This window comes from Austwickia sp. (assembly GCA_016699675.1).
GTDB lineage: Bacteria > Actinomycetota > Actinomycetes > Actinomycetales > Dermatophilaceae > Austwickia.
The window spans coordinates 377,363-395,573 of sequence record CP064985.1 but is presented as its reverse complement, the minus strand read 5'-3'; the positions used below and the strand labels follow the sequence as shown (position 1 = coordinate 395,573).

Annotated in this window: 19 protein-coding genes; 17 read left to right on the top strand and 2 right to left on the bottom strand. The window is 70.3% G+C overall.

The annotated features are described in order from the left end of the window. Positions 1-15 precede the first annotated feature (15 nt). From prmC to IPK37_01820, 3 genes are all read left to right on the top strand, one after another. Complete coding sequence (gene prmC / locus IPK37_01830) at positions 16-882, top strand: peptide chain release factor N(5)-glutamine methyltransferase (GenBank protein QQS02605.1); 867 nt, start codon at positions 16-18, stop codon at positions 880-882. 93 nt (positions 883-975) lie between these two features. Beyond that, on the top strand, positions 976-1,740 hold the full coding sequence (locus IPK37_01825; protein QQS01246.1) for a hypothetical protein: 765 nt from the start codon (positions 976-978) through the stop codon (positions 1,738-1,740). 9 nt (positions 1,741-1,749) lie between these two features. Beyond that, on the top strand, positions 1,750-2,460 hold the full coding sequence (locus tag IPK37_01820; GenBank protein ID QQS01245.1) for a threonylcarbamoyl-AMP synthase: 711 nt from the start codon (positions 1,750-1,752) through the stop codon (positions 2,458-2,460). Positions 2,461-2,468: 8 nt separating this feature from the next. On the opposite strand, the gene IPK37_01815 is transcribed toward IPK37_01820, so the two are convergent. Further along, positions 2,469-3,353, bottom strand: a complete 885-nt coding sequence (locus IPK37_01815) for a FadR family transcriptional regulator (protein ID QQS01244.1) — start codon at positions 3,351-3,353, stop codon at positions 2,469-2,471. A 154-nt stretch (positions 3,354-3,507) separates the two neighbouring features. On the opposite strand from IPK37_01815, the gene IPK37_01810 reads away from it, so the two are divergent. The 14 genes from IPK37_01810 (at position 3,508) to atpD (ending at position 17,550) form a co-directional block, all read left to right on the top strand. After that, the gene (locus IPK37_01810) at positions 3,508-5,262 is read left to right on the top strand and encodes an L-lactate permease (GenBank protein QQS01243.1); all 1,755 of its coding nucleotides are present in this window, start codon (positions 3,508-3,510) and stop codon (positions 5,260-5,262) included. A 54-nt stretch (positions 5,263-5,316) separates the two neighbouring features. Next, on the top strand, positions 5,317-6,096 hold the full coding sequence (locus IPK37_01805; protein ID QQS01242.1) for a (Fe-S)-binding protein: 780 nt from the start codon (positions 5,317-5,319) through the stop codon (positions 6,094-6,096). Continuing rightward, entirely contained in the window at positions 6,093-7,697 is a 1,605-nt protein-coding gene (locus IPK37_01800; protein QQS01241.1) for a lactate utilization protein, read from the top strand. The genes IPK37_01805 and IPK37_01800 overlap by 4 nt, the downstream gene beginning before the upstream one ends. Next, positions 7,694-8,392 (top strand): lactate utilization protein C, encoded by a 699-nt coding sequence (locus IPK37_01795; GenBank protein ID QQS01240.1) that lies wholly within the window; start codon positions 7,694-7,696, stop codon positions 8,390-8,392. The genes IPK37_01800 and IPK37_01795 overlap by 4 nt, the downstream gene beginning before the upstream one ends. A gap of 145 nt (positions 8,393-8,537) precedes the next feature. Then, on the top strand, positions 8,538-9,713 hold the full coding sequence (locus IPK37_01790; GenBank protein ID QQS01239.1) for an undecaprenyl/decaprenyl-phosphate alpha-N-acetylglucosaminyl 1-phosphate transferase: 1,176 nt from the start codon (positions 8,538-8,540) through the stop codon (positions 9,711-9,713). A 117-nt stretch (positions 9,714-9,830) separates the two neighbouring features. Then, positions 9,831-10,361, top strand: a complete 531-nt coding sequence (locus IPK37_01785) for a hypothetical protein (protein ID QQS01238.1) — start codon at positions 9,831-9,833, stop codon at positions 10,359-10,361. After that, entirely contained in the window at positions 10,358-10,696 is a 339-nt protein-coding gene (locus IPK37_01780) for an AtpZ/AtpI family protein (protein QQS01237.1), read from the top strand. Before IPK37_01785 ends, IPK37_01780 begins: the two co-directional genes overlap by 4 nt. 20 nt (positions 10,697-10,716) lie before the next feature. Next, positions 10,717-11,499 (top strand): F0F1 ATP synthase subunit A, encoded by a 783-nt coding sequence (atpB, locus tag IPK37_01775; protein ID QQS02604.1) that lies wholly within the window; start codon positions 10,717-10,719, stop codon positions 11,497-11,499. 69 nt (positions 11,500-11,568) lie between these two features. After that, entirely contained in the window at positions 11,569-11,775 is a 207-nt protein-coding gene (locus tag IPK37_01770) for an ATP synthase F0 subunit C (protein QQS01236.1), read from the top strand. Between the two features lie 76 nt (positions 11,776-11,851). Further along, positions 11,852-12,466: a F0F1 ATP synthase subunit B gene (locus IPK37_01765; GenBank protein QQS02603.1), complete on the top strand. Its 615-nt coding sequence runs from the start codon at positions 11,852-11,854 to the stop codon at positions 12,464-12,466. Further along, positions 12,466-13,284 carry a F0F1 ATP synthase subunit delta gene (locus IPK37_01760; protein QQS01235.1) on the top strand — a complete coding sequence of 273 codons (819 nt, stop codon included), beginning with the start codon at positions 12,466-12,468 and terminating at the stop codon, positions 13,282-13,284. The genes IPK37_01765 and IPK37_01760 overlap by 1 nt, the downstream gene beginning before the upstream one ends. Positions 13,285-13,382: 98 nt before the next feature. Then, entirely contained in the window at positions 13,383-15,023 is a 1,641-nt protein-coding gene (locus tag IPK37_01755; GenBank protein ID QQS01234.1) for a F0F1 ATP synthase subunit alpha, read from the top strand. A 119-nt stretch (positions 15,024-15,142) separates the two neighbouring features. Then, on the top strand, positions 15,143-16,063 hold the full coding sequence (locus tag IPK37_01750) for a F0F1 ATP synthase subunit gamma (protein QQS01233.1): 921 nt from the start codon (positions 15,143-15,145) through the stop codon (positions 16,061-16,063). A gap of 20 nt (positions 16,064-16,083) precedes the next feature. Further along, a complete protein-coding gene (atpD, locus tag IPK37_01745) occupies positions 16,084-17,550 on the top strand; it encodes a F0F1 ATP synthase subunit beta (protein QQS01232.1) in 1,467 nt (488 codons plus the stop codon). Positions 17,551-17,689: 139 nt separating this feature from the next. On the opposite strand, the gene IPK37_01740 is transcribed toward atpD, so the two are convergent. Beyond that, positions 17,690-18,142, bottom strand: coding sequence for a hypothetical protein (locus tag IPK37_01740; GenBank protein ID QQS02602.1), 453 nt, complete (start codon positions 18,140-18,142; stop codon positions 17,690-17,692). Between the last annotated feature and the right edge of the window lie 69 nt (positions 18,143-18,211).

The window sequence follows — 18,211 nt, the reverse complement described above, 5'->3', positions numbered from 1 at the left end:
GGACTGGGCGGGAGGCTGGCCGGCGCGCTTCGCGCGGCGACGGCGCGGCTGGAAGCGGCGGGGGTGGCCAGCCCGCAGGCGGATGCGGTCGCGCTCGCGTCGCACCTGCTCGACACGTCGTACGGCGACGTGCGCCGCGCGGCGGTGCTTGGGGCCCCGGTCCCGGCGGGGTACGCCGAGCTCGTGGCGCGCCGCGCCGCGCGCGTGCCGCTGCAGCACCTCACCGGGGTGGCGCACTTTCGTCGGCTCACCCTGTCCGTCGGTCCCGGGGTGTTCATCCCCCGGCCGGAGACCGAGGTGTTGGTCGGGCACGTGGTGGCCGAGCTGACCCGGCTGGCCGCGGTCGACCCGGCGGCGCCCGCCCCGATCGTGGTGGACCTGTGCACCGGTTCGGGAGTGATCGCGCTGGCGGTGGCGGACGAGATTCCGTGCGCCCGGGTCTGGGCCGTGGAGAAATCTCCGCAGGCTGCGACGTACGCGCGGGCCAACGTGACCGCCTCGGGACGGCCAGTGACCCTGGTCGTCGGGGACGCCGCGGACCCGCTGCCCGAGCTGGCGGGCCTGACGGGCGCCGTGGACGTCGTGACGTGCAACCCGCCGTACATCCCCGACGGCATGGTGCCGATCGATCCCGAGGTGCGCGACCACGATCCGGAGCTGGCGCTGTACGGACGCAGCGCCGACGGTCTCGCCGTGCCGCTGCGGATGGCCGCGCGGGCCGCGGCGCTGCTGCGGCCGGGCGGTTTGCTCGCGATGGAGCACGGCGACGCCCAGGGCGAGTCGCTGCCGGCCGCGCTGGCCGCTCAGGGCCATTGGCGGGACGTCCGCGACGAACCCGACCTGGCCGGCCGGCCACGTGTCACCCTCGCGCGGCGCGGGTAAGGGCCGGGGGCAAGGGCGGGAACGATGCGGCGCGCGACCGCGTTGCCCCGCACGAGAGCGGCCGCTCGGGTCGCCGGCCCCGAAAGGATCGACATGGGCTTCCTCGACCGGCTGTTCGGCCGCGGCCAGCAGCAGGGCAACCAGCGGTACGCCGGGCAGCAGGGTTACGGCCAGCAGGGTTATGGCCAGCAGGGCTATGGGCAGCAGGCGTACGGGCAGCAGGGCTACGGCGCCCCGCAGGACATGCGCTCGCCCCAGCAGCAGGAGAACGACCAGGCGATTCGGCGCTACCAGTACCTCCTCCAGACCGCGCCGCCCGACCAGATCGAGAAGGCCCACGAGGAGGCGTTCGCCAAGCTGACGCCGGACCAGCGTCGCGAGGTGCTCGCGCGCCTGTCGCAGGGCAACCCGATGGATCGGCCCGCGGACGACAGCCCGCAATCGCTGGCCCGGGCGGCCACTCGCCAGGAGATGCGCCAGCCGGGGACGATGACCCGCATGATGGGTGGCGGCATGATGGGCGGCGGCATGGGGATGGGCGGCATGCTGCTCGGCTCCCTCGCGGGCGCGTTCATCGGCACCGCGATCGCCAACGAGTTCTTCGACCACGACGGCTTCATGGACTGGGACACCGGCGGAGGAGACCAGGCGTTCGCCGACGGCGGGGGCGGGGACTTCGGGGCGGGCGACGGCGGCGGCTTCAACGACCAGGCGAGCCTCGACACCAGTCAGGTGGGTGGCGACGCCGCCGGCTTCGGCGGCGACGGCGGCGGTTACGACGCGGGCGGCTTCGACGCGGGAGGTTTCGACGGCGGTGGCTTCGACGGCGGCGGATTCGACGGCGGGTTCGACTTCTAGACTGGCGGCGTGAGCCCAGTTCTGGATTGCACCAGCGAGGACTCCCGCGCGAACGCGGTGGCCCAGGCCGCCGAGGCCGTTCGCGACGGGCGTCTCGTGGTGTTGCCGACCGACACGGTGTACGGCGTGGGGGCCGACGCCTTCGCCCCGGACGCCGTACAAGCGCTGTTGGCCGCAAAGGGCCGCGGCCGCGAGATGCCTCCGCCGGTGCTCATCCCGAACCTGCGCACGGTCGACGGGCTCGCGACGGACGTGCCCGACTACGCTCGGGCGCTCATGGCGCAGTTCTGGCCGGGGCCGCTCACGGTGATCCTGCGCGCCCAGGCCTCGCTCATGTGGGACCTCGGCGACACCAACGGCACGGTCGGGCTGCGGATGCCGGCCGACCCGATCGCGTTGGCGGTGCTCGAGCAGACCGGCCCCATGGCCGTGACCAGCGCGAACGCCACGGGGCAACCGGCGGCGACGACGATCCTCGAGGCCGCGACGATGCTCGGCCCCGCGGTGGACGTCTATCTCGACGGGGGACCCTCGCGCGCCGGTCTCGCGTCGACGATCGTCGACTGCACGGGGACCGAACCACGGGTGCTCCGCCAGGGCGGGGTCAGCGAGGAGGATGTCCGTCGGGTGGCCGGGGCCGGTGGCGCGGAGGCCGCGCCCGCGTCGCGCGAATCAGCCGAGGTGGGCGAGCCGGCCGAGCCAGGCGACTACGCCATCTGATCTGCCGGTCAGCCCTGCCCGGGCCGCCGCCAATTGAGCGCGGAGTAGGCGAACCGGATGTGCTCCTCGACGGCGTCCGCCGCGGCGAGTTCGTCGCCCGCGCCGATGGCCTCGGCGATCTGCCGGTGTCCCGATCGCAGGTCGTCGACGAAGCCGTCCCAGTCGGGCATCTCGTGGAAACTGTCGAGGATCGGCAGGCGCATCGACTCGCGGATGGCGCTGGTCATGTCGCCGACCAGCCGGTTGCCCCCCGCCTCCGCAATGGTCACGTGGAACTCGGTGTCGAGGTCGTTGAACTCGGCCCGGTCCACGTCGGGCGACTCCATGTAGTCGGCGAGCCGCCGCAGCCGGGCGACCTGGGTTTCGGAGCCGGCGCGGGCGGCGAGGCGCGCGCTCCAGCGCTCCAGCATGACCCGCGCCTCGATGACGTCGCCCATGGGGAAGTTCGACAGCGCCACGTGCAGTCGGAGCATGCGGGAGAGGGCCTCGCTCGGCATCGCGCACACCGTGGTGCCGCCGTCGGGCCCCACCCCGACGGCCGCGTGCAGGACCCCCTGCGCCTGCAGCGTGCGGATGGCCTCGCGGACTGCCGCCCGGGAGACGCCGAGCATCGCCGCCAGGTCGCGCTCCGCCGGGAGCCGGTCGCCGACGGCGAGGGTGCCGTGCAGGATCTGCTCCTCGATCTGCGCCACCACCTGCTGATAGGCACGCTGGCGGCGGACCGGACGCCAGGGGCCGGCGGCCGCCTCGCCGGTGGTGGCCTCGCCGGTGATGGCCTGGCCGGTGGTGGCCGCGTTCTCACTCGTGGCGGCGTCGCTCACGGTCACGACGTACCTCCCTTCACCCTCACTCTGCTCCACTTGCGCACAGATCGGGCCGCATTGGTCTGACATTTCGCAAGAAGGCCTTGACCGCGCTCTCGGTGGTCTCTACCTTCAATGGTTAGACCATCAGCGTGCGAGCACAAGGCCCCGCCCGGAGAACCCGCGGCGCGGGACGCCCGCCACCCGACTGGTTGTCCTGACCCCCGAGCCCGGAGTTGTGCTCATGTTCCTGACCGCCTTCAAGCCCGACATCTCGCCCGTGGGGCCCATGTGGCTCTCGGCCCTCATCGGCCTGCTTCCCCTGATCACGATGTTCGTCACCCTCGGCGTCCTGCGCTGGAAGGCCCACCTCGCTGGCCTGACCGCGCTGGCCGTGGCGATCCTCGTGGCCGTGCTCGGCTGGAAGATGCCGATCGTCCCGGCCCTGTCCGGCGCGGTGGAGGGGGCCGTGTTCGGCCTGTTCCCCATCGCGTGGATCGTGTTCATGGCGATCGCCCTCTACGAGGTCACGGTGGCCTCGGGCCGCTTCGAGGACCTCCGCGACGTGTTCGACGCGATCTCGGACGACCCGCGGATTCAGGCCATCCTCATCGCCTTCTGCTTCGGCGGCCTCATGGAGGCGCTGGCCGGCTTCGGCGCGCCCGTCGCGATCACCGGCGTCATGCTTATGGCCTGCGGCTTCTCGGCGATCCGCGCGGCCACCGTCGTGCTGCTGGCCAACACGGCGCCGGTCGCCTTCGGCGCCATCGGCACCCCCATCACGACCGCGGGCGCGCTGACCGGCATCCCCGCGTCGCAGATCGGTGCCTACGTCGGCCACCAGACCCCGATCCTGGCCTTCATGGTGCCGCTGTTCCTGTGCTTCCTCACCGACGGTATGCGCGGGGTCCGGCAGTGCTGGCCGGTGGCCCTCGTCACCGGGCTCACGTTCGGCATCACCCAGTGGATCAGCGCCACCTACCTGTCGATGGAGCTCACCGACATCATCTCCTCGCTGGCCGGCCTCGCCGTCGTCGTCATCATGCTGCGGTTCTGGCACCCCCAGGGCCGCGACGAGGTGCGCGCCGACCTGCGCCGCGCGTACGTCGCCGAGCGCGAGGAGGCCGGGCTGCCGGTCGAGCCCGAGCACGGGCACGCGCACGCCGCGGTCGGCGGCGGCGCCGCCACGGCGACCGCGACGCGTCAGCAGTCGATGGCCAGTGCGGCCGCCGCCGAGCGACTGACCGCCGGCAAGGTCGGCATGGCGCTGTTCCCGTACCTCCTGGTCATCGCCGTCTTCTCCCTGGCCAAGCTGGTCCCCGCCGTGAAGACCTGGCTGGCGAGCACGGACATCAAGGTCAACTGGCCGGGCGTGGCGGGGGAGGTCCTCACCGCCGCCGGCAAGCCGAACAGCTCGGCCGTCTACAACTTCCAGTGGCTGTCGAACCCCGGCACGATGCTGCTGATCTGCTCCGTGATCGTCGCCCTGGTCTACGGCGTGGGACTCGGCGGCCTCGCCAAGGTCATCGGCGCCGTCGCCGTACGGATGAAGTTCTCCTTCCTCACCATCGCCTCGGTGCTCTCGCTGGCCTACGTGATGAACCTGTCCGGCCAGACCGTGACGATCGGCACCTGGATCGCCGGTGCGGGCGCCGCCTTCGCCTTCCTGTCGCCGATCCTCGGCTGGATCGGTACGGCGGTGACCGGCTCGGACACCAGCGCCAACGCGCTGTTCGCCACGCTGCAGCAGACGGCCGCCAAGGAGGCCGGCATCGACCCGACGCTGCTCGTCGCGGCCAACACCGCCGGTGGCGTCGTAGGCAAGATGATCAGCCCGCAGAACCTCACCATCGCGGCCACGGCCGTCGGGCTCCTGGGGCGCGAATCCGACATTCTGCGCCGCGTCATGTGGTGGAGTGTGAGCCTGCTCGTCGTCCTGTGCCTCTTGGTCGGCCTCCAGTCCACGCCGGTGCTGTCCTGGATGCTGCCTCACTTCTGATCGGTCCGATCACTCGACCCTCCCCATGCACCCCACATCCGAAAGGGTGATCTCATGACCATGGTCGACGAGGCGCGCCGGGCCCCCGCGGGCACGCGCGTCGCCCTCTTCGCCACCTGCGCGAACGACGTGATGTTCCCGCAGACCCCCAAGGCCGTCGTGGCCCTGCTGGAGCGGCTGGGCTGCGAGGTGGTGTTCCCGGCCCGGCAGACCTGCTGCGGGCAGGCGTTCACCAACACCGGCTATTTCGACGAGGCCGTCCCTGTCGTGCGCAACTACGTGGAGACATTCCGGGACTACCAGTACGTCGTGGGCCCCTCGGGCAGCTGCGTCGGCTCGGTCCGGCATCAGCACGAGATGCTCGCGAACCACGCCGGCGATGCCGGGCTGGCCCGGGAGGCGGCCGAGGTCGCCGCGCGCACCTACGACATCAGCGAATTCCTCATCGACGTGCTGGGGTTGACCGACGTGGGGGCGTACTTCCCGCACAAGGTCACCTACCACCCCACCTGTCACTCGATGCGTATCGCGCAGGTGGGCGACAAGCCCATGCGCCTGCTGCAGGCGGTGCGGGGCATCACCGTGCTTCCCCTGGTCGACGACGACCGCTGTTGCGGCTTCGGCGGCACCTTCGCCATGAAGAACCCGGACATCTCGACGGCGATGGCCGGCGACAAGGCCCGGCACGTCGCGGACACCGGCGCCGAATACCTCGTGGCCGGCGACAACCTGTGCCTGCTCAACATCTCCGGCGTCCTCAATCGGCAGAACGCCGGGGTCAAGCCCATCCACCTGGTGGAGATCCTGGCGAGCACGGAAGGAGATCGGACATGAGCACGCTCGAATCCGACCCCCGGGTGGCCCCCGTCGCCGGGCATCCGGCCCCGCGCTTCGAGGGCGACCGCAAGACGCCGGCCCCCCCGGCGGGCGAGCTGATCGACGAGCCCCGCTTCCCGGTGGCGGCCCGGCGCGAGCTGGGCCTTCCGGTGCAGCGCGGAAACCTGCACCATGCGATGACGACGATCCGGACGAAGCGCGGCCGGGTGACCGCCGAGCTGGACCACTGGGAGGACCTGCGGCTGGCCGGCGAGGCGATCAAGAACCGCACGCTGCGCCATCTCGACGCCTACCTCGTCCAGTTGGAGGAGAACCTCACCGCCGCGGGCGCCGTGGTGCACTGGGCGCGGGATGCCGCCGAGGCGAACCGCATCGTTGTGGACCTCGTGCGGGAAGCCCTCGTCGACGAAGAGGTGACCTACGACGGCACCGGCCTGGCCGGCGACGAAGTGGTCAAGGTCAAGTCGATGGTGACCCAGGAGATCGGCCTCAACGAGGCCCTCGAAGAGGCCGGGATCGCCGCCTGGGAGACCGACCTCGCGGAGATCATCGTGCAGCTGGGCCACGACCGGCCCAGCCACTTCCTCGTCCCGGCGATCCATCGCAATCGGGCCGAGGTGCGCGAGATCTTCCTCGACGAGATGGGCAACTACGGTAAGCCCGCCCCGGAGGACCTGGACAGCGAGCCCCGCAACCTCGCCGGCGCGGCCCGGTTGCACCTGCGGGAGAAGTTCCTGCGGGCCAAGGTGGGCGTGTCCGGGGCCAACTTCGCCGTGGCCGAATCCGGCACGCTCGTCATCGTCGAGTCCGAGGGCAACGGCCGCATGTGCCTGACCCTGCCGCAGACGTTGATCTCGGTGATCGGCATCGAGAAGGTCCTGCCGACGTTCGACGATCTCGAGGTGTTCCTCCAGCTGCTGCCGCGCAGCAGCACCGCGGAGCGGATGAACCCCTACACCTCGCTGTGGACCGGCCCGCGCGACGGCGATGGCCCGGAGAAGATGCACGTCGTCCTCCTCGACAACGGCCGCACAAGGGTCTTGGCCGATCCGCAGGGGCGCGCCGCGCTGCGGTGCATCCGGTGCTCGGCCTGCCTCAACGTGTGCCCGGTCTACGAGAAGGTCGGCGGGCACGCCTACGGCTCCGTCTATCCCGGCCCCATCGGGTCGATCCTCACCCCGCAACTGCGCGGTACGTCGAGCGCGGTGGACAAGTCGCTGCCGTTCGCGAGCTCGCTGTGTGGGGCGTGCTTCGACGTGTGCCCGGTGCGCATTCCCATCCCGGACCTGCTGGTCTACATGCGCCATCAGGTGGTGCAGGCCAAGAAGGCGGCGGCCAAGAACGCGCACCGGCCGTTCCTCGCCCACGGTGAGCCCGCGGCGATGACCGCGGCCGCCTGGATGATGTCCGACGCCAAGCGGTGGACGCGCGCCACGAAGGGGGCGGGACTCGGCGGCCGGATCCTCGGCCGGGCCGACCACCTCGGGCCGCTGCCGTGGCCGGCGAGCTTGTGGACGAATGCTCGCGACGTGCCGGTTCCGCCGACGGAATCGTTCCGCAGCTGGTGGCAGCGGGAACGGGAAGGGAAGCAGCGATGAGCACGACGAGCGTCGCCGGGCGCGCGGCCGCCAACGCCGCGGCGCGGGCCGAGATCCTGGGCCGGATCCGCGGCTCGCTGGCGGACGTGCCGGCCACCCCGGCCGAGACCGACATCCCGGTCTCGTGGACCTACCACCAGCCGACGCGGACCGAGTTGGACCACGACGGCATCGTCGATCTGTTCGTCGAGCGGGTCGAGGACTACAAGGCGACGGTGGTGCGCTGCCGGCCGGAGGAGGTGCCCGACCGCATCGCCGAGGCGCTGCGCGCGCACGACGTACGCTCCGTCGTCGTCCCCGACGGGCTTGACGCGGCCTGGACGGGCGCGCTGGGGGAGTACGACGTCCGGCGCGACGAACCGCGGCTGTCCCGCGGCGAGCTCAACGCGATCGACGCGGTCGTGACCGCCTCGGCCGTGAGCGCCGCCGAGTCCGGCACCATCGTGCTCGACCATCGGGCCGACCAGGGCCGCCGCGCCCTGACGCTGGTGCCGGACGTGCACGTCTGCGTCGTGCGCGCCGATCAGGTGGTCTCTGACGTCCCGGAAGCCATCGCCCGGCTCGCCGCCTCGGTGCGCGAGGGTCTGCCGCTCACCTGGATCTCCGGGGGCAGCGCCACCAGCGACATCGAGCTGTCCCGGGTCGAGGGCGTGCACGGCCCCCGCACCCTGGTCGTCGTCCTGCCACAAGGCTGAGCAGCCGCCACAACGGCTGAGCAGGCCCCGGCCGGCGCGGGCGCCGTTCGCGCCGGCCGTGGCGCCGGACCTGCCCGGCGCGGCGCGGGCCGGCGCTTAGAGTGGGTCGCGTCGGTGCAAGAGACGTGGCGAGAAGGGCGACGAGGTGCGCGAATACCTGCTCGTGTTCGTCGTCGCCCTCGCCGTGACCTACGCGGCGACGCCGTTGATCAGGCACCTGGCGATCCGGATCGGTGCCATCACCCCCGTGCGGGACCGCGACGTGCACGACACCCCCATCCCGCGACTGGGCGGCGTGGGCATGCTCGTCGGTTTCCTGGCCGCGGTCGCCATCGGCAGCCAGCTGCCGAAGCTGCACTGCATCGTCCGCGGCGACGTCGGCGACGTCACCGCCATGGGGGCCTGCGGCGGCCCCGGTGGTGGGGTGGAGATCCGCGGGATCGTGATCGGCGCGGTGATCGTGGCCTTGGTCGGCGCGATCGACGACGTCCGCGAACTCGACTGGATGACCAAGCTCTCCGGCCAGGTCATCGCCGCGGGCGCGATGGCGTACTCCGGCGTGCAGCTGCTGTCCCTGCCGATCCTCGGCGTGACCGTGCTGCCCGCGCCGCTGCTCATGGCGCTCACCGTCGGCATCGTGCTCGTCACCACCAACGCGGTGAACTTCATCGACGGCCTCGACGGGCTCGCCGCCGGCATCATCGCGATCGCCGCGCTGGCCTTCTTCATCTACGTCTACGGCCTGTCGCGGTCCTACAACCCGCCCAACGTCTTCTCGACCGCGACCTTCGTGACGGCGGCGACCCTGGGCTGCTGCCTGGGTTTCCTGCCGCACAACTTCCATCCCGCGCGGCTCTTCATGGGCGACTCGGGCGCGCTGCTGCTGGGCCTGCTGATGGCCTCGGCGACGATCACGTTCATCGGCAACGTCGACCCCTCCGGCAACATCGATCCGAACAACGCGCAGGTGGCGGGCAACCAGCAGCTCGCGATGTACCTGCCCATCGCCCTCCCGCTCGCGGTGATGATCATCCCGCTGCTGGACATGACGCTCGCCGTCATCCGCCGCACGCGGCGCGGCCAGAACCCGTGGGCGCCCGACGCCCAGCATCTGCAGCACCAGATGCTGCGGATCGGCCACACCCACACCGGCGCCGTGCTCGTGCTCTACGCGTGGGCCGGGGTGGTGGCCTTCGGCGCGGTGTTCCTCGCCTATCACGATGACCCGATCGTTCCCCTCGTCTCCATCGCGGCGGGCGTGCTGGGAGCGTTGTGGCTGACCCGACGGTTGCCAGGTTGGCTCGACCGACGCGCCTTGTGATAGCTTTCACAAGGCGCTCGGCACGGCGCGCGGCCCCTACCGCGCCGCCGTCGCCGCCCCTGTTCGCCGCCTCTTTTCCCCAGTGGCGCCCCTCGTCGAACGGATAGCATGCAGCTCGTGGCCGATGCACCGAAGCCCCTTGGGTCTTCGGGCTCCCGCGACACCGGCCGAGTGACTCCGGGTCTGCGCCCACCCCGCTCGACGTACGGGGCGATGCTGCGCACGGCCGCCGGATGGACCGCGGCGGCGGGGGTGCTTGCTGCAGTTGCCTATGGACTGACGCGCGGGCTCGAGGCCCTCCTGTCGTGCGCGGCCGGCGTCGCCTTCGTCGCGGCCATGTTCGCGTCCGGGATGTGGGGCCTGCGGCTGGTGCTGCGCGGGGCGGCGCACCTCGCGCAGGCCGGCGCGTTCGCGGTGTTCTTCCTTCAGATGTACGTCGGGACGCTCCTCGCCGTCGCCGGCCGATCCGCCGCTTGGCTGGACACATCTGCCCTGGCCGCAGGCGCCATCGGCGCCACGCTGGTGTGGCAGGCTGGCATGGTCACCGGATTTGCCACGGCGCGTCGGCAGGTCTACTCCCGCGAGGACGGCGCGCCCGATCCGGGCGCGCAACCATCGAACACCGCGGGGGAGGGGGGTCGGCCGTGAGTCCCACCGACGGGCCTACTCCGGGACCCACTCCTGGGCCTTCCCGGTCCACCGGCGCTGGAAGTGATGATCGCCACTACGACGGTCTCGGACCGATCGGGGGCGGCGACGACATCTACAGCAACGTCATTTCTCGCCTGCTCGCGGGGCCTTTTGTGTTCGGGCTCCTCGGTTGGCTGGCGGACCGCTGGCTCGGCACATCCTTCCTGCTGCCCATCGGCCTGATCGGGGGGATGGCGTTGGCCATTTACGTGATCTGGCTCCGGTACGGTACAGCCGTGGCGCCCGCGCAGCGGGCTGACCGCACGAAACCCCCCTACGAGGAGACGCAGTGAGCGCGACCGCGTTGAGCACCCTGGCGATCCTGCCGGCCGAGGGAAGCTCGCACTTCCCGCCGAAGCCGGAAGACTTCTGGCTGCCGCTGTGGCAGGTGGGCGGCTTCTGGATCACCCGCCCGATGCTGATTTGCGCCTTCGTGACCCTCGGCCTGGCGATCTGGATGATCACCATGGCGAAGAAGGCGTCGGTGGTGCCCAGCAAGGGCCAGCACTACACCGAACTGATCTACGACTTCGCGCGCAACTCCGTGGCGCGGGACATGATCGGCAGCAAGAAGTTCCGGCCCTACCTGCCGCTGATCTTCGCCCTGTTCGTCTTCATCCTCTTCAACAACCTCGCGGGCATCATTCCCCCGTTCCAGCTGCCGACGATGAGCCGCATCGGCTTCCCGATCGGGCTGGTCCTGGTCGTCTATGTCGTCTACCACTACGTCGGCATCAAGCACATGGGCTTCGGCGGCTACTTCAAGCACATGGTGCCGCCGGGGCTGCCGGCCTGGGTCGTGCCGGTGGTGTTCGTCCTCGAAGTCATGACGTACTTCATCACCCGCCCGCTCACGCTCGCCCTGCGACTCTTCGGCAACATGTTCGCCGGCCACATGGTCCTCGTCGTCTTCATCGTCGGCGGGTGGACGCTCTTCACCAGCGACTCGATCGGCCTGAAGTTCGTCGCCCTCCCCGCGTGGCTGATGGCCTTCGTCATGACGCTCTTCGAGGCCCTGGTCCAGTTCCTGCAGGCCTTCGTCTTCACCCTCCTCACCGCGTCCTACATCGCCGGTGCGCTGGAGGATTCGCACTGACCCCCTGAACCGTCCGGTTGTCCGGCACCCGCCGGGCGCTTGCCCCACCAGAAATAGGAGAACCTGGAAATGACTGGCAGCATCAGCCTTGTCGGCTACGGCCTTTCCGCTATCGGCCCGGCCATCGCCGTCGGCCTGATCTTCGCGGCCTACATCAACGGCGTCGCCCGGCAGCCCGAGGCCCGCGGCATGCTCCAGCCGATCGCCATCCTCGGCTTCGCCCTCGCCGAGGCGCTCGCCATCTTCGGTCTGGTCCTCTTCTTCATCAAGAGCTGACCACCGCCCACGTCATCCACCCGCCCCGACGGGGCATGGCACCGAGGAGAGACACGTGGAGCACGTTCTAGCGGCCGTGGGATGGTTAGCCGCCGAGGGCGAGGGAGAGCACGGCGCGGCCACGCATGAGTCGGCGACGCTGCCGATCCTGCCGTACCTGCCGGAGCTGATCTTCGGCCTCATCTGCTTCGCCATCATCCTGGCGATCGCGTCGAAGATGTTCGTCCCCGCGATGGAGAAGGCGTACGCCGAGCGGCGCGACGCCATCGAGGGCGACATGTCCCGCGCGGAGAATGCGCTCGCTGAGGCCGAGGAGCTCAAGCGCCAGCACCAGGCGCAGCTCACCGAGGCCCGCAGCGACGCGGCGCGGCTGCGCGAGGAGGCTCGCGAGCAGGGGGCCTCGATCATCGCCGAGATGCGCGACCAGGCCCAGGTGGAAGCGGCGCGGATCCTGGAGAACGCCAACAAGCAGATCGAGGCGGAGCGCGGCCAGGCGATGCAGCAGCTCAAGGGCGACGTGGGCCAGCTGTCCACAGACCTCGCGAGCCGGATCGTCGGCGAGTCCCTGCACGACGAGACCCGCCAGCGGGGCATCGTCGAGCGCTTCATCGCCGACCTGGAGGCCGGCCGGATCGCCGGCGGGCGGGACGCGGCCGCGACGGCACCTGTCGCCCGGGAGGTCGACTTCTGATGGAGGGTTCGTCGCACGGCGCCTGGCTGGCCACGCTGGCCAAGAGCCACGAGGTCGAGAAGATCCCCGGCCTGGACCTGCGCGCGGTGGCCGGCGAACTCTTCCTGGTCAGCCAGCTCGTCGCCGCCGAGGCCAAGCTCCGTCGGGCCTTGGCGGACCCGGCCCGGGACGCCTGGCCCAAGCAGGACCTCGCTCGCAAGGTCTTCGGGAGCAAGATCTCGCAGCCCGCGCTGGACCTGGTCCTCGAGGCCGTCGCCGGTCGCTGGGTCAAGGATCACGATCTGACCGATGCCTTCGAGCGGATCGGGATCAACCTGGTCTTCGCCGCGGCCGAGCAGGAAGGCAGGCTGAACAAACTGCAGGACGAGTTGTTCAGCATCCTCGAGGCGGCCACGAAGAACCAGGGCATCCACGATGCCCTCGCTCGGCGTGACGTCGACTCGGGTCCCAAGTTCGAACTGATCCGGCGATTGCTCGAGGGCAAGGTGTCCCAGGACGCGTTGTGGCTGGCCACCCGGCCCGTCATCAACCCGCGGGGACGTCGTTACACGGCCACGATCTGGCGCATGCTCGCCATCGCGGACCTGCGGCGGCGCAACGTCACGGCGGTCGTCACGTCGGCCGCGCCGCTCTCGCCGGATCAGAAGCACCGCATCGAAGCCGCCCTGTCCAAGACCTATGGCCGGGCGGTCAACGCCAACCTCGAAGTGGACCCGTCGGTGCTGGGCGGCGTTCGCGTCCGGGTCGGCGACGACGTCATCGATGGCAGCATCGCCCGACGCCTGCACGACGCCCGACGCGCCGTCAGCGCCACCTGATATCCCACGCCGCGAGCCGGCTGCACCGCAAGTAGACCCTCGGCCATCTCTCAGCGAGTCGAAGAGGCCGGACGCATACGAGGAGAAGAGACAAGACGATGGCTGAGCTGACCATCAGCCCGGACGAGATCCGGGACGCACTGAACACGTTCGTTCAGTCCTACGAGCCCGAAGCGGCCGCCCGGGAAGAGGTCGGTCGGGTCACCGACGCCGGCGACGGCATCGCCCACGTCGAGGGCCTGCCCTCGGCGATGACCAACGAACTCCTGCAGTTCGAGGACGGCACGCTCGGCCTGGCGCTCAACCTCGACGTGCACGAGATCGGTGTCGTCATCCTGGGTGACTTCTCCGGCATCGAGGAAGGCCAGACCGTCAAGCGCACCGGCGAGGTGCTGTCGGTGCCGGTCGGCGACGGCTACCTCGGCCGGGTGGTGGACCCGCTGGGTCACCCGATCGACGGGCTCGGCGACATCCCGAGTGAGGGTCGGCGCGAACTGGAGCTGCAGGCCCCCAACGTCATGCAGCGCAAGAGCGTCCACGAGCCGCTGCAGACCGGCATCAAGGCCATCGACGCGATGATCCCCATCGGCCGCGGCCAGCGCCAGCTCATCATCGGTGACCGCCAGACGGGCAAGACCACGGTCGCCGTCGACACGATCATCAACCAGAAGCAGAACTGGGAGAGCGGCGACGTCGACAAGCAGGTTCGCTGCATCTACGTCGCCATCGGCCAGAAGGGCTCCACGATCGCGTCCGTCAAGGGCACGCTCGAAGAGGCCGGCGCGATGGAATACACCACGATCGTCGCGGCGCCCGCCTCGGACGCGGCCGGCTTCAAGTACCTCGCCCCCTACACCGGCTCGGCCATCGGCCAGCACTGGATGTACCAGGGCAAGCACGTCCTGATCGTCTTCGACGACCTGAGCAAGCAGGCCGAGGCCTACCGCGCCGTGTCGCTGCTGCTGCGCCGTCCGCCGGGTCGCGAGGCCTACCCGGGTGACGTGTTCTACCTGCACAGCCGGCTGCTGGAGCGCTGCGCCAAGCTGTCCGACGACATGGGCCACGGGTCGATGACCGGGCTGCCCGTCATCGAGACCAAGGCGGGCGACGTCTCGGCGTACATCCCGACCAACGTCATCTCGATCACCGACGGCCAGATCTACCTGCAGGCCGACCTCTTCAACGCCAACGTGCGGCCCGCGATCGACGTGGGTGTCTCGGTCTCCCGCGTCGGTGGGTCGGCGCAGATCAAGGCCATGAAGGAGGTCGCCGGCCGGCTCAAGCTCGACCTGGCGCAGTTCCGCGCGATGGAGGCGTTCGCGATGTTCGCATCCGACCTGGACGCGGCGTCCAAGGCCCAGCTGGCCCGCGGCGCCCGCCTGGTCGAGCTGCTCAAGCAGCCGCAGAGCTCGCCGTACCCGGTCGAGGAGGAGGTCGTGGCGGTCTGGGCCGGCACGACGGGACACCTCGACGGCGTCGAGGTCGAGGACGTCAAGCGATTCGAGAGCGAGTTCCTCGACTTCCTGCGGCGCGAGCGCGGCGGAGTGCTCCAGGCCATTCGCGAGACGAAGAAGCTCGACGACGACGCCAAGCAGGGCCTGGATGACGCGATGGCGGCGTTCAAGCAGCAGTTCTCCCCGGGCAAGGGCGGCTCGCTGGTCGGCGAGGCGCAGGACGAGCCCGTCGACAACCTGCAGGACGAGGACGTGGACCAGGAGCGGATCGTCCGGCAGCGATGAGGTCGCCGGCGACGCCGTACGCGGCCTTCGGCCCCCAAGCCGTACGGCGTCGCCCGGGACCAGCCTGAGCCAGACGCCACCCCGACCCATTCCCAGCACCGACAGAGAGGCGGAAAGACATGGGAGCGCAGATCCGGGAGTACCGGCAGCGCATCCGGTCCGTCAAGGCGACGCAGAAGATCACCAAGGCCATGGAGCTCATGGCCGCGTCCCGCGTGATCAAGGCGCGCCAGCGGGTGGAGGACACGACGCCGTACGCCACCGCGATCACGCGTGCCCTCACCGCCCTGGCGAGCCACTCCGACACGGCCCACCCGCTCACCACCGAGCCGGAGAACCCGCGCCGGGCCGCCGTCGTGATCATCGCGAGCAACCAAGGGCTGGCGGGCGGCTACATCTCGTCGGTGCTGAAGGAGAGCGAGGCGCTGGTCGGCAAGCTCCGGGACGAGGGCAAGGAGGTCGTCCCGTTCCTCGTCGGGCGAAAGTCGGTCTCGTTCTATCGCTTCCGGCACCGCGAATACGCGGCGAGCTGGGAGGAGTCCACGGACAACCCGAGCTACGAGACGGCCAAGAAGATCAGCGACCGGGTCATCGAGGAATTCCTCGCCCAAGGCGAGACCGGGGTCGACGAGGTACACGTCGTCTACACCCAGTTCCGGTCGATGGTGACCCAGGTCCCCCGGGCGTTGCGGCTCCTGCCCATGGAGGTCGTCGACGCCGACGAGGGCAACGCCCCGGCGGAGGCCGCCCCCCGCAAGGGACATGACCTGCTGCCCCTGTACGACTTCGAGCCCGGCACCGACGAGGTGCTGGACGCGATCCTGCCGCAGTACGTGACGCACCGGATCTTCAACTGCCTCTTGCAGTCCGCGGCCAGCGAGCTCGCGGCGCGGCAGCGGGCCATGAAGTCGGCCACGGACAACGCGGACGAGCTCATCCGGAAGTACACCCGGCTGGCCAACCAGGCCCGCCAGGCCCAGATCACCCAAGAGATCAGCGAGATCGTGGGCGGCGCAGACGCCCTCGCGGACGCCAAGTAAGAACACGAGGAGCACTTGCCATGAGCACTGCCTATGCCGAGCCGCAGGCCCAGTCGGCGCCGCACCAGGGCGGTCAGGGCCGCCTGTCCCGCATCATCGGCCCGGTCGTCGACGTGGAGTTCCCCGCCGACGCCATGCCCGAGATGTACAACCTGCTGACCGCTGAGGTCGAGGTCTCCGGGGAGACGAAGAAGCTCAACCTGGAGGTCGCCCAGCACATCGGCGACAACATGGTGCGGGCCATCTCGCTGCAGCCCACCGACGGCCTGGTCCGCGGCACCATGGTGCAGGACACCGGCGGTCCGATCTCCGTGCCCGTCGGTGACGTCACGCTCGGCCACGTGTTCAACGCGACCGGGGACTGCCTGGACCTCGCGGGGACCGGCGAGACCCTGGAGATCAACGAGCGCTGGGGCATCCACCGGTCGGCGCCGGCGTTCGACGCGCTGGAGTCCAAGACCCAGATGTTCGAGACCGGCATCAAGGTCATCGACCTGCTCACGCCGTACGTTCAGGGTGGCAAGATCGGCCTGTTCGGCGGCGCGGGCGTCGGCAAGACCGTCCTCATCCAGGAGATGATCGCCCGCGTGGCGCGCGACCACGGTGGTGTGTCGGTGTTCGCCGGCGTCGGCGAGCGCACCCGTGAGGGCAACGACCTCATCGTCGAGATGGAGGAGGCGGGCGTCCTCGGGCAGACGGCGCTGGTCTTCGGCCAGATGGACGAGCCGCCGGGCACCCGCCTGCGGGTCGCGCTGTCCGCGCTGACGATGGCGGAGTACTTCCGCGACGTGCAGAAGCAGGACGTGCTCCTCTTCATCGACAACATCTTCCGGTTCACCCAGGCCGGCTCCGAGGTCTCCACGCTGCTCGGCCGCATGCCGTCTGCCGTGGGTTACCAGCCGACCCTCGCCGACGAGATGGGCGTCCTCCAGGAGCGCATCACCTCGACGCGTGGTCACTCGATCACCTCGATGCAGGCGATCTACGTGCCCGCGGACGACTACACCGACCCGGCGCCGGCGACGACGTTCGCGCACCTCGACGCGACGACCGAACTATCGCGTGAGATCGCCTCGCTGGGTATCTACCCCGCCGTGGACCCGCTGACCTCCACCAGCCGGATCCTCGACCCGCGGTATGTGACGGCGGACCACTACAACACCGCGGTGCGGGTGCGCCAGATCCTGCAGCGCAACAAGGAACTTCAGGACATCATCGCGATCCTCGGCATCGACGAGCTCTCCGAAGAGGACAAGATCCTCGTCAACCGGGCGCGCCGGATCCAGCGGTTCCTGTCCCAGAACACCTACGTGGCCAAGCAGTTCACGGGCATCGAGGGCTCGACGGTCCCGCTCGTCGACACCATCGAGGCGTTCACCAAGATCGCGGACGGTGACTACGACACCGTGCCGGAGCAGGCCTTCTTCATGTGCGGTGGCCTGGACGACGTTGAGCGCCAGGCTCGGGAGATCGAGAAGAACAGCTAGCAGTCGACGGGGGATAGCCCCGGACCAGGAGGGGCGGGCCCGATCGGGCCCGCCCCTCCTGCCGTTCGGGCCTGCCGTTCGGGCCTGCCGTTCGGGCCTTCGGACGGTGGCCGGTAGCCGTTGGGTTGAGGGACCCGGATCAGGCGCCGGCGCGATCGGTCACGGCGTGCGCCGGTACGCCGACGTACGTGCGGTCCGGCTCGGTGTCCTTGACGACGACGGCGCCTGCGCCGATGCGGCAGCCACGCCGTACGGTGATCGGACCCAACACCTGGGCGCCCGAGCCCAGCATCACGTTGTCCTCGATCCGGGGGCCGGGCAACAGGTGCGTCATCCCGATCGTGACGCGGTGGTAGATCACCACGTTGGCGCCGATGACGCAGGTGGGGTGGATGATCACCCCGCGGGCGGCGTGCGGGATGCGCACCCCCGGCCCGCAGACGACCTGCGTCGGGAGCTCCGCGCCGATGAGCCCCCGGATCCAGAGCCCGTCGAGGACCTGGACCACCCGACGACACAGGAACGCGGCGAACCCGCGCCGCCCACACAGCGCCTGACCGGCGCGCCAGATGAGCAGCGTGAGGCGTTGCATCGGGTACGGGTTCTTCGGCCAGTCGGCGGCCAGCAGCGCGCGCGCCTCCGCGACCGCATCGCGCACCGA